This is a genomic window from Rhodosalinus sp. FB01, assembly GCF_041365715.1.
Classification (GTDB): Bacteria; Pseudomonadota; Alphaproteobacteria; order Rhodobacterales; family Rhodobacteraceae; genus Rhodosalinus.
Genome location: NZ_JBGFSH010000003.1, coordinates 58,707 through 73,360, shown reverse-complemented (window position 1 = coordinate 73,360; position 14,654 = coordinate 58,707). Strand labels below are relative to the sequence as shown.

10 protein-coding genes are annotated in these 14,654 nt (G+C 68.4%); 5 read left to right on the top strand and 5 right to left on the bottom strand.

What is annotated here, in order from left to right; genetic code table 11:
• Positions 1-10: 10 nt before the first annotated feature.
• The 5 genes from AB6A65_RS05230 to AB6A65_RS05210 all read left to right on the top strand — a co-directional run bounded on the left by AB6A65_RS05230 (position 11) and on the right by AB6A65_RS05210 (position 7,878).
• The gene (locus AB6A65_RS05230) at positions 11-1,876 is read left to right on the top strand and encodes an HlyD family efflux transporter periplasmic adaptor subunit (RefSeq protein ID WP_371037308.1); all 1,866 of its coding nucleotides are present in this window, start codon (positions 11-13) and stop codon (positions 1,874-1,876) included.
• Between the two features lie 13 nt (positions 1,877-1,889).
• The gene (locus AB6A65_RS05225; RefSeq protein WP_371037307.1) at positions 1,890-4,028 is read left to right on the top strand and encodes an efflux RND transporter periplasmic adaptor subunit; all 2,139 of its coding nucleotides are present in this window, start codon (positions 1,890-1,892) and stop codon (positions 4,026-4,028) included.
• Between the two features lie 136 nt (positions 4,029-4,164).
• Positions 4,165-4,998, top strand: a complete 834-nt coding sequence (locus AB6A65_RS05220) for a SapC family protein (protein ID WP_371037306.1) — start codon at positions 4,165-4,167, stop codon at positions 4,996-4,998.
• A gap of 17 nt (positions 4,999-5,015) precedes the next feature.
• Positions 5,016-7,016, top strand: coding sequence for a hypothetical protein (locus tag AB6A65_RS05215; protein ID WP_371037305.1), 2,001 nt, complete (start codon positions 5,016-5,018; stop codon positions 7,014-7,016).
• Positions 7,017-7,035: 19 nt separating this feature from the next.
• Positions 7,036-7,878: an efflux RND transporter periplasmic adaptor subunit gene (locus AB6A65_RS05210; protein ID WP_371037304.1), complete on the top strand. Its 843-nt coding sequence runs from the start codon at positions 7,036-7,038 to the stop codon at positions 7,876-7,878.
• 9 nt (positions 7,879-7,887) lie between these two features.
• Here the strand turns inward: AB6A65_RS05210 and AB6A65_RS05205 are convergent, their stop codons facing one another.
• The 5 genes from AB6A65_RS05205 to AB6A65_RS05185 form a co-directional block, all read right to left on the bottom strand.
• Positions 7,888-8,871 carry a hypothetical protein gene (locus AB6A65_RS05205; protein WP_371037303.1) on the bottom strand — a complete coding sequence of 328 codons (984 nt, stop codon included), beginning with the start codon at positions 8,869-8,871 and terminating at the stop codon, positions 7,888-7,890.
• 61 nt (positions 8,872-8,932) lie between these two features.
• The gene (locus tag AB6A65_RS05200; protein WP_371037302.1) at positions 8,933-11,188 is read right to left on the bottom strand and encodes a glycosyltransferase; all 2,256 of its coding nucleotides are present in this window, start codon (positions 11,186-11,188) and stop codon (positions 8,933-8,935) included.
• Complete coding sequence (locus AB6A65_RS05195; RefSeq protein WP_371037301.1) at positions 11,185-12,210, bottom strand: hypothetical protein; 1,026 nt, start codon at positions 12,208-12,210, stop codon at positions 11,185-11,187. Before AB6A65_RS05195 ends, AB6A65_RS05200 begins: the two co-directional genes overlap by 4 nt.
• Positions 12,200-13,180: a hypothetical protein gene (locus AB6A65_RS05190; protein ID WP_371037300.1), complete on the bottom strand. Its 981-nt coding sequence runs from the start codon at positions 13,178-13,180 to the stop codon at positions 12,200-12,202. The genes AB6A65_RS05195 and AB6A65_RS05190 overlap by 11 nt, the downstream gene beginning before the upstream one ends.
• 875 nt (positions 13,181-14,055) lie before the next feature.
• The coding region (locus tag AB6A65_RS05185) for a TonB family protein (protein WP_371037299.1) at positions 14,056-14,654 on the bottom strand (599 nt) is incomplete at its 5' end.

Genomic DNA, 14,654 nt, shown 5'->3' with positions numbered 1-14,654 from the left:
TGCTGCGGGCATGAGCGGGAGTGCAGAGGCAGAACAGGGCCAAAGCCGGGAAAGCGCCACCTCCAGCGTGGCGGTTCTCGACCAGTCGCTCTGGACCCAGTTCCATGGCGCTGGGTCCGCGCAGGATTTCGTGCGCGCGTGGCTCGGTCTGCAGTGCCGGCACATTCCCGGGGCCGCCGCGGCGGCGGTCGTGCTGGGCGAGCCGGAGACAGGGCCCTTCACCCCGGCCGCCACCTGGCCGCGCAGCGAGGAGGTGAGCGCGGAGGCGCGCCTCGCGGTCGACCGGGCCATCGAACAGGGGCAAGGCGTCGCGATCTCCGGCGCCGGACGAGGTCCCGGTACGGTCGCCCATCCCGTCATGGTGGATGGCCGGCTTTACGGCGCGGTCGCCGTCACCCTTGCCGCGCAGGGCGCCGCCCCGGCCGAGGCGATGCGGCAACTTCAATGGGGCATCGGCTGGCTGGAGGCGCTGCTCCGGCGGGAGCAGGGCGCGTCCGACGCGGCGCTGCATGACCGGACCGAGCGCGCGCTCGCCATCCTCGCCGTGGTTCTGGAACAGCGCCGCTTCCGCAGCGCGGCCTCGGCGCTCGTGACGACCCTTGCTGCGCGCCTGGACTGCGGCCAGGTCGCGATCGGCTTCCGCCGGCGAAAGCGCAGCCGCGTGGCGGCCCTCAGCCACGCCTCGGGCTTCGGTCGAAAGATGAACGTGGTGCGTGATATCGGCCATGCCATGGACGAGGCGCTCGACCAGAACGACATCGTCCTTTACCCGCAGCCCGGGCACTGGGACTACCGCGTCACGCGGATGCATGAAGAGCTTGCCGACGCGCAGAAGGCGGGCTCCGTGCTCACCGTGCCGCTTCAGGCCAACGGCGACCTCGTCGGCGCGATCACCTTCGAGCGCCCGAAAGGCCGCCCCTTCGACGAGGAGACCGTGGAACTCGCCGACACGGTCGCCAGCATGGTGGGTCCCGTCATCACGGAAATCCGCAAGAACGACCGGAAGCTCCTGACCAAGGCCGCGGAGGTGGTCTGGAACCAGGTGACGGCGATCCTCGGGCCACGCTACATCGGGCGCAAGCTCGCCACCGTCGCGGCCGCCGTGCTGATCTGGCTCGCGCTGACCGTGACGGGGGATTTCGAGGTCGCGGCGCCTGCGAAGCTGGAAGGCGCGATCCAGCGCACCGTGGTCGCCCCGTTCGAGGGCTACATCCAGTCGGCCACCGTCCGCGCCGGCGAGACCGTGGACGAAGGCGAGCTTCTGGCAACGCTGAACGACCAGGATCTTCTGCTCGAGCGCCTGCGCTGGCAGACCTCGCGGCGCCAGCGCGAGATCGAGTTCGACCGCGCGCTGGCCGAGGGCGAACGCGCCGAGGCCAGCATCATCCGCAGCCAGATCGCGCAGGCCGACGCCCAGCTTGCCCTCATCGACGCGCAGGTCGAGCGGACGCGGATCGTCGCGCCCTTCGACGGCATCGTGGTCTCGGGGGATCTTTCACAATCCATCGGCGGTTCGGTGGCGCGGGGCGAGGAACTGTTCAAGGTGGCCCCCGTCGGCGACTACCGCGTGGTGATCGAGGTCGACGAGGCGGATCTCGCAGAGATCGCCCCCGGTCAGACCGGCCAGCTGCGCCTCGCGGCGCAGCCCGACGCGCCGCTCGGCTTCACCGTCACGGCGATCACCCCGGTCGCAAGTCAGGCGGACGGCAGGAACTTCTTCCGGGTGGAAGCGGCCCTCGACGGCAGCGACGCCTGGCTGCGCCCGAGCATGGAGGGCGTCGCGCGCGTGTCCATAGACGAGCGCCTCGTGGTCGAGATCTGGACGCGCCGGATGGTGAACTGGCTCCGCCTCGCCACCTGGCAGTGGCGTCCCTGACGGGAAGAGCGCCATGGCCGAGAGTTTTCACAGCAGTTCGTGGTATCGGGTCGCCGAGAAGCGCCCGAGGCTCAGAAGCCATACGCGGTTCTTCCGCACGCTTTATCGCGGCGAACTCTGGTACGTGCTTCAGGACAGGACCTCGGGCCGCTATCATCGCTTCTCTCCGTCGAGCTATTTCGTGGCCTCGCTTCTCGACGGAAAGAGGACGCTGGAGGATGCCTGGCAGATCGCGCAGCGCCAGCTCGACGACGACACGCTGAGCCAGGACAAGATCATCGAGATCCTGGGCCAGCTTCATGGTGCGGACGTCCTGCAGGGCGAGGGCGTGCCCGACATCGCCGAGATGGTGGATCGGGGCGAGCGCCAGCGCCGGAAGAAGACCGTCAAAAGCGTGATGAACCCGCTCGCGATCCGCCTGCCGCTGATCGACCCGGAGGGCTTTCTTCGCGTGACGATGCCGCTGGCGCGCCCCTTCTTTTCGGTCGCGGGCCTTCTGCTCTATCTCGGACTTCTGGGCTACGGGATCACGCTCGCCGCGGTTCACTGGGACGAACTGACATCGAACGTGCTCGACCGGGTGCTCAGCACCGAGAACATCGTTCTGCTGCTTCTCGTCTACCCGCTCGTCAAGGCGATCCACGAGCTCGGCCACGCCTACGCGATCACCCGCTGGGGCGGCGAGGTCCACGAGATCGGGATCATGTTCCTGGTGTTCATGCCGGTGCCCTACGTGGACGCCTCGGACAGCCTGTCCTTCCCGAGCAAGTGGCGACGGGCCTTCGTGGCGGGCGCCGGCATCCTGGTAGAGATCGGCCTCGCGGCCATCGCGATGATCGTCTGGGTGAACGCCGAAAGCGGCCTTGTCAGCGCCTTCGCCTTCAACGTCATGCTCATCGGGGGCGTGTCCACGCTCTTCTTCAACGGCAACCCGCTTCTGCGGTTCGACGGCTACTACGTCCTGAGCGACATTCTCGAGATCCCCAACCTGGGACAGCGGTCCAACCGCTACATCGGCTACCTGGTCCAGAAACACATGCTCGGGATCGAGGAGGCGAAGAACCCCGCCACCGCACCGGGGGAGGCGGGCTGGTTCTTCGTCTACGCCCTGGCGGCCTTTGCCTACCGCATCTTCATCACGGTGGTGATCGTTCTGCTGGTGTCCTCGATGTTCTTCTCGCTCGGCATACTGCTCGCCGTCTGGTCGGTGGTGCTGATGTTCGGCGTGCCGCTTGCCAAGCAGGTGTGGTTCCTGTTCGCGAGTCCGAAGCTGCGCCGGCGTCGCGGGCGGGCGCTCGCCATCATGGGCGGCACGCTCGGGGCGGTCATGGCCGCGCTTCTTCTGGTGCCGCTTCCCTATTCGACCATCAGCGAGGGGGTCCTGTGGGTTCCCGGCGAGGCGGCGGTTCACGCAGGTACCGACGGGCTGGTGGAGGAGGTCCTCGTCGCCCAGGGCGAGACCGTGGAGGCGGGTGCGCCGCTCGTGCGGATGGCGGATCCCCTTCTGATGTCGCGGGTGCGCCTTCTCGAAGTGACGGGGGAGGAATTGAACCGGCGCCGCGACGCGCTGCTCTTCCAGGATCCCGCGGCGGCACGCATCGTGGAGCGCGAACTCGAACACGCCGCCGCCGATCTTGCCCTCGCCCGCGACAGGCTTGCGGCGCTCGACGTGCGTGCGGAGACGGCCGGCCGCGTGGCGCTCGAGCAGACCACGGACCTTCCGGGGCGTTTCGTGCGCAAGGGCGCGATTCTCGGCTACGTCAGCGATCCCGAGGCTCCGCTCGTCCGCGCGGTGGTGAACGAGCGCGACAGCGATCTCGTGCGCCGGGCCAGGCGCATCGACGTGCGGTTCGCGAGCGATCCGGAAAGCGTCTGGTCGGCCCATGTGACCCGGGAGATTCCCTCCCTCGTCGCCGAACTTCCCTCCATGGCGCTCGCCACGATCGGCGGGGGGCGCGTGGCGCTCGATCCCGCCGCCCCGGATCGGGCGTTGGCGAATCTCATGCATCTCGAGCTCGGTCTCGATGCGAAAATGCCCTTCGAAACAATCGGCCAGCGAGCCTATGTCCGTTTCGTGCATGACCCCACCCCGGTGGCCGAGAGGGTCTATCGCCGGGTCCGGCAAGTCTTTCTGCGTCATTTCAAAATATAGGCTTGGCGTGACGCGGTCATTTCTGGTTCACTCTACGTCAACTGGAGCGGACGGGGGTGCGCTCGCGTGTCCCTGGGGACCTGCTGGTGGCCGCTTCCGAGCAAGACCTAGAAGCCTGACCGCATAGGAGAGTGCCATGGCGACGCAACTACTGTTTTATGACAACGCGGTGCCGGTGAGTTTCAAGCGCCACGCCAAGACCAGCGTCAAGACCGGAGACAGCTACGCCTTCGCGAGCAAGGTGAACTCCGTTCCGCTGACCGCGTCGGAGTTCGCCGACGCCGGCGCCGAATACCCCATCGTCTTCGCGGGAGAGGGAGAGAACGTCATCCCGACCGCGATCCTCGGCGTGGCCGGCGAGCGCAACGCCTTCGTGTCGTCCGACGGCGTCTGGGGCGGGCGCTACATTCCCGCCTTCGTGCGTCGTTATCCCTTCGTGTTCGGGCATCAGACGGAGGAAAACCAGCTTGTCTTGCACATCGACGAGACGTTCGAGGGCGTGAACCAGAACGACCGCGGCGAACGTCTTTTCGATTCGGACGGCAACCGGACCCAGTATCTTAAGAACGTCCTGAGCTTCCTTCAGGACTACCAGGCCCGGTTCAACCGAAGCCGCGCCTATTGCAAGCGTCTGGTCGATCTCGATCTGCTGCGCCCGATGCAGGCGCAATTCACCCTGCCCAACGGCGAGCGCCGCTCGCTCACCGGTTTCATGACGGTGGACCGCGAGAAGCTTAAGGCGCTCGACTCGGAAACGCTGTCGCAGATGATGGCCACGGACGAGCTCGAATGCACCTTCCTGCATCTCGCCTCGCTGCGCCACTTCGCGGAGATCGCCGAGAAGTCGGCCGGTGACGGAGCGGGCGACGACTCGGCGCTCACCTTCCAGAGCGCCAAGGGCGGCAACGGCGCTATCGCGGATGCGGCGGAGGCCGGCGAGGAGGCGAAGGCCTCCGAGACAGCCGACTGAGCCGAGCGGCGCGCACCATGTCTCTGGCCGCGCCGCTTGCGGGCGTCGACGCCAGGCCGGCGTCGATGCACGTCTTCCCCGAACGGGAGGATGACCGGCAGAACGGGCTCGAACGCAAGGCGCAGGCGGCACTCGCCTGGGCCTTCGGTCTGGCGGGGCCGGGACGGCGCCTGCGTCTGGCGCGCCGAACGCAGCGTACGCTCCGGCTCGCACAAGAGATCGGCGCCCTCGACGAGCGCGCGCTTCGGCTACGCCTCGTTGCGGCGCGCAACGCCACGATCCGGGACGGGCTGCGCAGTGGCGCCATGCCCGAACTTCTGGCCGTCACGCGCGAGGCGGCGCGCAGGTCGCTCGGGATCGTGCCCTACGACGTGCAGGTTCGCGCCGCGTTGACCATGCTGGACGGGTGCCTCGTGGAAATGGCCACGGGAGAGGGCAAGAGCCTGGTCGCCGCGCTGACCGCGGCGACGGCCGCGCTCTCCGGGACGCCGGCCCACGTCGTAACGGTGAATGATTATCTCGCCCGGCGCGACGCCGATCTCATGCGCCCGCTGTTCGACTGGCTGGGTCTCTCGGTCGGTTGCATCGAGCATGAGACGCCGCATGGCGAGCGGCCGGCGATCTATGCGCGCGACATCGTCTACGCCGCGAACAAGGAGATCGCCTTCGACTATCTTCGCGACAGGCTGCGCATGGGGGAGGACGCGTCTCCCACAGCGCTCAAGCTCGAGCGGCTCTGCCGCCGCCCGGGGGGCGGTACGCGGCTGCCGGCCATGCGGGGGTTGCGCTTCGCGATCGTGGACGAGGCCGACAGCGTTCTGATCGACGAGGCGCGCACGCCGCTCATCCTTTCGCAGGAGACGGATGCCGCGGCCGAGCGCGCCTGGGCCGAGATGGCGCACGCGCTTGCCGATCGCTTGCGGGAGGGGACCGACTTCCGCCTGTTTCGGGACGAGCGGCGGATCGAGCTTCTGCCGATGGGCAAGACCCGGCTGGAACAGCTTGGCGCGCGGCTTGACGGGCCATGGCTGATGCGCGTTCAGCGGGAGCAGGCGGTCCGCCAGGCCCTCGCCGCGCGGCTCTTCTACCGCCGGGACGAGCACTATGTCGTGCAGGAGGGCAAGGTGGTGATCGTGGACGAGTACACCGGTCGCCTGATGCCCGAGCGCTCATGGAACGACGGGCTGCACCAACTCGTTGAAATGAAGGAGGGCGTGGAGGTCACGCCGCGCAAGGTGGCCTTGGCGCGCAACACCTACCAGCGCTTCTTCGGGCGCTACCTGCACCTGTCGGGCATGACCGGAACGGCCCGCGAGGTGCGCCGTGAGATCGCGGCGGTCTACCGGATCGGCACGGTGGGCGTGCCCACGCGCCTGCCCGTCCGCCGCCGCGATCTCGGCACGCGGGTCGTGCGCGACGAGGACCGGAAGCTCGACCGGATCGCGTCGCGGGTGCGCGCGCTGCAGGCGGACGGACGCGCGGTGCTGATCGGGACGCGCACGGTCGCCGCGTCGGCGGCGATCTCGGCGCGGCTGGAGGCCGACGGCGTGGTGCACCGGATGCTGAACGCCATGAACGACGACGAGGAGGCCGCCGTGATCGCCGGTGCGGGCCAGCCCGGCCGCGTCACGGTCGCCACCAACATGGCCGGACGCGGCGTGCACATCGAGGTGGCGCCGGAAGTGCTGGAGAAGGGTGGACTGCACGTCATGCTGACCGAGCGTCACGATTCCGCGCGGATCGACCGCCAGCTCCTCGGCCGCACGGCGCGGCAGGGTCAGCCGGGCAGCGCCGAGGCCGTGCTCGCGCTCGACGACGCGCTTCTGCGCACCGTGTCCGCGCCGTTCCTGCGGACGTTCGCACGATGGGGCGGGCCGTTGGGTCAGGCGCCGGGACGCCTGCTTTTCCGCCGCGCGCAACGGGCGGCCGAGCGACAGAATGCGCGGGCACGTCGCGCGCTGCTGCGCGTGGACGACAGCCTTCATCAACTCCTCGCCTTTGCCGGGCGCCCGGAGTGAGCCCCGAACTGGATACGAGATGACCGTGCCTCCCCCTTCGATCCTTGTCGTGGTCTTCGCCGGCCCGCTCGTCGCGCTGTCGGTCCTTGCCGTTCCCGTCGCCGCTCAGCAGGAGGAGCGGGGTTTCGAGTGCGTCATCGAGCCCGCGGTGGAGGTCTCGATCGCGAGCCCGGCAGGCGGCCTCCTCGCGGAAATCAGCGTCGAGCGCGGCGACGTGGTGCATGCGGGACAACCCATCGCACGCCTCGATTCCGGGCTCGAGGAAACCACCGTCGCGCTTCAGCGCGAAAGGGCGGAGAGCGATGCCGAGATCGAGGCGGCGCGCGCCCGGTTGCGACTGGCGCGCAGCCAGGCCGAGCGGCTCGCCACCCTCGTCGAGCGCAGCATCGCGCCGCTCGGCGACCTGGAGGAGGCCGAGGCAAGCGTCGAGGTGGCGTCGAGAGAGGTCTCCATGGCCGAGATGCGCCAGCGCATCGCGGCACTGGAGCTCGAGCGCGCCGAGGAACTGCTCCGGCAGCGCACGATCCGCAGCCCGCTCGACGGAGAGGTGCTGGAGCGGCGTCTTTTCACGGGCGAATACGCCAGCAGCGACGTGGTGATCGCGCGCATCGCGCAACTCGATCCGCTCCACGTGGAAGCGTATTTGCCGATCGAGATGTATCGCGAACTCGAGCGCGGCATGAGGGCTGTGGTCCGTCCCGGCTCACCGATCTCGGGCCGCCACGAGGGCACGGTGCCCGCCATCGACCGCGTCTTCGATCCGGCGAGCGGCACCTTCGGCGTGCGCGTGGAGCTTCCCAATCCCGACCTCGCCATCCCGGCCGGCCTGCGCTGCCTCGTCAGTTTCGCGCCGGAGGGCTGACGAAGGACCCTAGCCGCCCGGGGCGAAGCCGGCGAGCAGCCGGTCGATGAGGGGAACGATCTGGAAATTCCGTTTCACCGCTTCGGACCGTATCAGGTCGATGTCGGCACGGAGCCGGGAAAGATCGGGTGAGGCAGGGCCTTCGATGGCGCCCTTCGGGGGCCGGAGAGCAATATCGAAATCACGCGCGAGCGCCTTGCGATCCCTTGCGAACTGAGCCGCAAGGTCGGACACCGTCGCCGCGTCGACTGGAATTCTGCCTTGAAAGGTCGGGTCGAAGAGCGTGAGGCGGCTGAGTTCGTGCTGAATTCTGCTCGTGAGCGCTTCTCTCGAAGACACGAGGTTCAGTGCGCGTTTCAGGAAGAACAGGTTCCCCGCGAGGCTCGGGTTGTTGGCCCGGCCTGTTTCGGAAAGCTTGGCCTGAGCTTGAGGGAAAACGCTGCTGGCGAAGTCGGACACGATGTCGGAATTAGTCAGTGCGGCACGATCATAGAGACGCACCACTAGGTTCTCCGATCCGTATACACGTGCCCAGCCGTCGAGAATCGAGTGAAAAGCCTTGCGATTAAGTTTCCTAAAGTCTGAAAAATCCAGAGAGCTTGGTGTCGAGTGGATGTACTGCTGATACCACGACACCAGATGCGACACGTGTTCTCTCAAGTAGACGACCACCCGCGTCTCGCCCGGCGGGAAGAGCGTGGCCGCCATTGCGGGGTCCGGCATGGTCGCGAAATCCTCGCTCGACACGAGGCAGGTGGGGCAGCTCTCGGCCTCCGCGAGGAAGGCCTCCCGCCACGCCGCGGGCAGGCCAAGGCGCTCGGCGGGCATTCCCTTCAGCGCGCGCGAGAGGTCGTGATGGGCGGCGCCGCCCCCGCGGCCCGTTTCGGGATAGCAGATGCCCAAGGCCCGAAGCGCGTCGGCGTTCTCCGAGAACGTCTTTTGAAGGCTCGACGTGCCGGTCTTGTTGATCCCGATATGGAGAATGAAACGCATCTGCCTGCCCTGCGTGTGCCTCTGCCGTCACGGCTGCGTGCGGGAGCCGTCGACATGCGTCTCAGGCCAGTGTCACCCGTTCCACGAGCACACCCAGCGCGCGGTGGTCGACCGACCCCATCGTATCGCATGGGCGCACGAGACGGGGCGTGTCGAAGGTGATCTGCAAGGGCCCCGCAAAGCTTTCAAGCGCAATATCCCATGTCCACTGGCACTCCGTGCCGTTGCGTGCCGCCTCTGCCACACGCCCACTGCGCAGTTCCCGCACGCTCAGCATCTGCCCGTCGCCGGCTTCACGAAGGGACGACGCCGTCACGCAGAGCGAGTTCGGCCCCTGTTCGCCGGCGTTCAGGAAGAGCGCCGCGTGCTTTCGCGCCGTCCAGATTCCGATGGTTTCGGGTCCGTGGAATCCGCAAAGGCGAAGCGCGGGGTCGGATTGCGCGCTTCGGATGCGCGCCAGCAGGTCGTCTCCGAGGCAGGCCGGCGCGCAGCGCGAGAGTTCCTCGAGGTCCGGCCGCTCCAGCCAGTCGAACACGTCCTGGGGCAAGGGGAACGCGCGCCCTTCGCGGAGCCATGTCCTCATCGCGGCGCGAAAGCCATGACGGTGGCTGGCCTCGACCAGCCGCGCGACCTCTTCCGGGTCGCCCGGTTGGCCGAGCGAGGCAAGAGCCAGAGGAACGGCGCGCGCGCCGGGAAGCCGGGCGAGGATTTTCCACACGGCCGGGTTGCAGCCCAGCGGGCGGAGCGTATCCGCGAGATGGTCGGGCGCGGCCCCTCCGCTGGCCTCGAGGCGCACGCAGGACACAAGGTCCCCAAGCACGCGGCAGGTATCGACGGCGTCCAGATCGTCGAACACGCGCCCGATCTCGGCCTCCTCCTCGGGCGTCGTGCGCGCGTCCAGAAGGTTCAGCGTGACGTAGCGGCCTTTCGCCTCCGCAGAGAGGCCAGGGAAATCGGCGGGTGTGAGCAAGGTGCCGTCGAAAAGCCCCCCGATCGCGCGGCGCGCCCCCATCGCCGCGCGCAGCCAAGCGGCATCGGCGCGGTCGGGGTCTGGAAGAACGCCGCGCTTGCGCGATCCGAACAGATCGATCCGGCGTTGGAAGACGGGAAGCTGCGACCGCAGGAATTCCATGAACGCGGTCGCGTAACGCTCCGCGGTTCGCTCTTCGACGCTGCGCCGGGCCGCCGCGCCGCGTGCGGCCAGCGTTTGGCGATTGGCATCGATGTTGTTGAGAAGCATGATCAGCGCCTCCGCGCCGGACGACCGGTCGAGATGGAAGACGGCATCCTCGGGGATTTCGGCGAAGCAACCGCTTCGGTAGGCGATCACGGTCCTGCCATGCGCGAGTTGCTCGACAAGCGAGAGCGATGCGCCCTCGGTGTTCGGGAAGCGCAGGTTGTAGAACAGATCGGCGCTCGCCATGATCTGCGCGAACTGGCGCTGGTTCGGCGCGACGCGCAGGTCGATCGTGCTTTCGAGGCCGGCGCGCTCTATCTCCTGTCGGAGCCCGTCAAGGAAGCCCGTATCGCTCGCGAAGCCCGCGATGGTGACCCGGAAACGCTCGGCCAGCGCGGGTGCGAGGTGAAAGGCTTCGACCAGCCGCGAGAGGCCCTTGGTGCGGCCGATGTGGCCCGTCGCGGCGAGGTGCAGCCGCCCGTCCCGCATACCCTCCGTCGGCGCCGGCTCTATCCCGGACGGGCGGGGCATGAAGAGCCGCGACACCGGCCCGGGATAGTCCCGACCAAGCCCGGCCTCGGCGAAACGGGAATGTACCACCGCGCCCAGGGCAAGCCGTGCAACCCTGTCACACAGTGGTGTTTCGGCGGCCCAGCCCGTGTCCCAGGGCGTGAAGCGCACCGCGCCCCGGTCGCAGGCAAGCACGCCGCTTTCGGCAAGATAGGCGAACGCCTCGGGCCCGCCTGCCTCGTGAACCAGCGCCCCGAAGCTCGGGCCGACATGACCGTTTCGCAGCGAGGCGCCGGCCAGGTAGTGCTGGTAGGTGTGGTCATGCATCACCGCCACGCCGGGATGGCGCAACAAGGCGGCGAAGATCGGACCGTGGTTCAGGTCGTTGTTGCCGAGGTGGTAGACGGCGATGTCGAACAGGGCCTCGAAATCCGATCTCAGCAGCCCGTCCGAGATCTCCACCATCGGAAAGGGCATCCGCAGGCAATCGGTGTCCGTCGCGGGGTGGAATACCACGACCGACACCTCGTCGGGTGGATAGAGCCGCGCAATTTCGTGGAGAACCTGTTGCGAGTAGCTCGCGATGCCGGTCTCGGCCGAGATCGGCGTGAACCAGCCGATCCGGATCATGCGATGGCCTCCGCTTCGAAGGCGCCGAGCGCCTGTTCGAGTTCCGCGGCATTGGCGCGGCGGAAATTCTCGAGTTCGGGGTTGCCGGCGCGTGCGCTGTTGCCGAGAGCCGTGATCCGTCGCGCCATGCCGCTGATTGCCGTTGCGAGATCGTCCTGAGGCGAGAGCGTCTGTGCATAGGAGCGTTTGGCGACGATGGCCGTAAGCCGTTGACCGGCAAACTGTCTCGCCCCGTCGCGCGTCGACTGGACGATGGTGTAGAACCCGCTCAGGATGCTGTCTTCGGGCGAGAAACCGAATACAGGCTTCGTGTGCGCGTAGTTGGCGTGCACATGCAGATCCGCTTCCGGAAGATCCCGCGGCGCGGTCGCGTGCGGGGCATCGCGCTGAAGGTCGATGACCTCGAAGCCGGCGCCCAGCCTGCGTGCCAGCGTCTCCGGGATGCAGGCCGCGGCGGTGTCATCGGCCGCGCCGTGATCCACGAGAAGAAGCCGCAACTCGGGTGCGGGCGGCGAGGAGGGCACGGGAATTTTCACGGGAAAGCCGTCGACGAGGCGGAACGACGTCCACGGGGCGAATCCGAGGCTGTCGGCAAGATCGAACCGATCCAGGAAGATGGCGCGCGTGTAAATCCCGACGACGCCTTCGACCCAACGGATGTCGCGGGTCGCCGCCTCTGCGCATCGCCCGGCGAGTGCCTTGAGTTCCGCGCCGAGGGCGCGGGTGCACACGATCAGCGGACGCGTTCGCACGAGGTCCTCATGCGCCACGAGGCCGATCGAGAGCAGGGGCGGACCGTGTCCCGCCGCCGGAAGAAAGGCGAGGTCTCCGATGCGGGACAGCGATGCCGGATCATCCTCGACCACCTCTATCCCCGCGATGCGGTCCGGCGCGAGCAGGGAGAGATGCGCCGCCACCGACGCTCTGAGCAGCCGCTCGCGCAGCGGTCCCTGCGTGGGATCCTCGCGCGGCATCACGGCTTTCCGGTGCAGGCCCGCGCTGTTCTGTTCCCTAAACTGCATGCCAATCCTGCCATCGTTCGGCGTAGCGCAGAAACCGCTTCCCCGTTCCCTCCGCGATCCGCTTGATATCCTGAACGTCCTGCCCGAGCGTGGCGAAATCGGGAACCGCAAGGCCGTCGACCCGGCTTGGCAGCGCGCCGAGCGGCAGGCCGCGCTCTTGCAGCGCGCGGATGTCGTCCCCGAAGATCTTGCGAACGACTGACGCTTCGCGCTCCGTGATGGCGAATCGGCCTCTGAAACCGGGCTTGACGTCGGCGAAGGCGCCGAATTCGTCCGGGATGGGGGGCGCGGTGGCCTCTTCGAGCGTCATGTAGTTGTTGAGCAGGCGCTTGAAGAAGAGCAGGTTTCCCGAGATCGACGGGTTGCTTTCCTTCTCGGGCAGGCGGATCGCTTCGGGATCCACCCCGTCGATCAGCCTGACGAAGTCGCGCCGCACGTCGCCATCGGCGAGCGCTTCGCGCTGGAAAAGTCGCAGCGTCACGTTCTCCGCGCCGAAGACGGCGTCCCAGCGCGCGAGGAACCCGTTGAGCGGCTGCGAGAAGAGGCGGACGTAATCCTCGAAGCAGGCCGTCAGGTTGCGCTCCTGGACAGCCTGGGCATACCAGCTCGACATGTAGGACAGGTGATCGCGCAGGTAGATCGCGATCCTTGTCTCGCCCGGTGGAAACACGCGCGCGACCCGTTCGGGATCGACGAGGCGGAAGAAGACTTCGCTGGAGAAGATGAAGCGCCTGCGCGGGTCGGAAATCAGCGCCTTCAGCTCGCCTTCCCAGTCGTGCTGCAGTCCACGTTTCAGTTCTCCGATCGAGTAGGCGAGCGGGTGGTGGGCGTCGTAGCTCCTGTGAAAATCGGGATACACCCAGCCTGCCGCGGCGAGGGGGCCCGGGTTCGCCGCGAGCATTGTCTGGATCGAGGACGTGCCCGTCTTGTTCGCCCCGATATGCAGGAGAAACCGCTTGTCGTGACCCATTCGACCAACCTTCACGCTTGGTTAACGAATAGTTAACGTTGCGTCATCGCGCAAGTCTCGTCGCACGGCGCGCCATGCTGTCCGGTCCTGAAAAATGGCGCTGAGCCCTTTTGCCGACACTCCATCTCCGATTGCGCGGGATGAAGGATGCGCCGCGCGGGCCTCGGGCTTTCCCGTGAAGACCCAACCGGGCGGACATGTCCGATTTCCGCGATCCGAGTTCGGCCCTTCCGTTCCGCGGAACGGCTTGCATGGTGCCTGACGCTCGGAGACCGGTTCGGGAGGGGCGCGCGTCCACGGTGACGTTCTGGCCGGCAGGCCCCGCATCCAGGCTCCATCACGCACGTTCCGCGACGTGTCACGGTCTGGCCGGGGGCGCGCCGCATTGCGGCCTGCTTCGTCTGTAGTATTGTTCGAAGTGACGAGTGAGATGTCCGCCCTCGGGCGGAGAGGCCGGGGGGCCTCCGCCGCCGCGCCCGCGAAAGGCGCGGCGGCGCAGTATAGGTCCGAACCGGGTCGTGTCGGGACGCCGGTGCGATTGGCCCGATCTTCCGTTCCGCCGGGCAGACACCGTGCCCTGACATCGCGCCGACGGTGCGCTCCGTCGCTTGACGCGCCAGAGCGCGGCTTTCCAACGGTCACGCGCGGCACGGCGGTCCCTTCTCCCATCGCGCCAATCGGCCCGCGACAGGGAAGGCGCGCGCCTTGCCTCGTCATCCAGCGCCCTGTCGTGTCCAGGCGAGGAAGGGGTTGCGACCGTGCTTGCCCGGATGGGCCGCCTCCGCCGTGCCGCGCGTGCCCGCGCAACGAAAGCCCTCCGACACTCGAAGCGTGCACCGCCCATGGCTGACGCCCGGCCCGGTCGCGCCGACGGCTCAGGGCGCGAAGCGCAGCGTCACGGTGAAGGGGTAGCTTTCGGAGGAGAGCCCGTTCGGGGCGCGGGGCAGGCGCGCGCGCTGGACCGCGGCCACCGCGGCCCGGTCGAGTTGCGCGTTGCCCGAGGAGCCCCGAACCGAAACCCCGGCGAGGCGGCCGGCGGGGGCCACCAGGATGGCGAGGCGCACGCGCCCCGCGGCGCGCGTGCCCGACGGGTAGCGTTTCTGGCGTTCGATCGCGGCGACGATCTGCCCGCCCCACCGCGCCACGAGCTTCTGCCCCGACGCGCCCTGGGCGGCCTGTTCCGTCGCGCGTGTCCGGCCCGCGCTTGCGCCGCCGCCCGCGCCTTCGGCCTGCTGGGACTGGGGCGCGGCGCCGCGGCCACCGGTCGGCGCTTCGGGCGGTGCGGGCCGCGCGGCAGGTGCGGGTGACGGCCGCGCGGCGCTGCGTGCGGGTGCGGTCTCCAGCGTTTCGGGTCTCGGTGCCGGGCGGCGGGACAGCCCGGGCGCATGTGGCGAGGACGGGATCGCCGCGCGGGTGTCCGGGCGGGGTGCGGCCTCGGCCGCGGGCCTTGCGGGCGCCGCGGCGGCCGCGCGCG

What these genes read in the sequence shown, in the direction of transcription:
- AB6A65_RS05220 (WP_371037306.1), top strand. Translation starts at nt 4,165, where the DNA reads ATGGCGACGCAACTACTGTTTTATGACAACGCGGTGCCGGTGAGTTTC.
- AB6A65_RS05200 (WP_371037302.1), bottom strand. Translation starts at nt 11,188, where the DNA reads ATGATCCGGATCGGCTGGTTCACGCCGATCTCGGCCGAGACCGGCATC.
- AB6A65_RS05230 (WP_371037308.1), top strand. Translation starts at nt 11, where the DNA reads ATGAGCGGGAGTGCAGAGGCAGAACAGGGCCAAAGCCGGGAAAGCGCC.
- AB6A65_RS05195 (WP_371037301.1), bottom strand. Translation starts at nt 12,210, where the DNA reads ATGCAGTTTAGGGAACAGAACAGCGCGGGCCTGCACCGGAAAGCCGTG.
- AB6A65_RS05190 (WP_371037300.1), bottom strand. Translation starts at nt 13,180, where the DNA reads ATGGGTCACGACAAGCGGTTTCTCCTGCATATCGGGGCGAACAAGACG.
- AB6A65_RS05215 (WP_371037305.1), top strand. Translation starts at nt 5,016, where the DNA reads ATGTCTCTGGCCGCGCCGCTTGCGGGCGTCGACGCCAGGCCGGCGTCG.
- AB6A65_RS05210 (WP_371037304.1), top strand. Translation starts at nt 7,036, where the DNA reads ATGACCGTGCCTCCCCCTTCGATCCTTGTCGTGGTCTTCGCCGGCCCG.
- AB6A65_RS05205 (WP_371037303.1), bottom strand. Translation starts at nt 8,871, where the DNA reads ATGCGTTTCATTCTCCATATCGGGATCAACAAGACCGGCACGTCGAGC.
- AB6A65_RS05225 (WP_371037307.1), top strand. Translation starts at nt 1,890, where the DNA reads ATGGCCGAGAGTTTTCACAGCAGTTCGTGGTATCGGGTCGCCGAGAAG.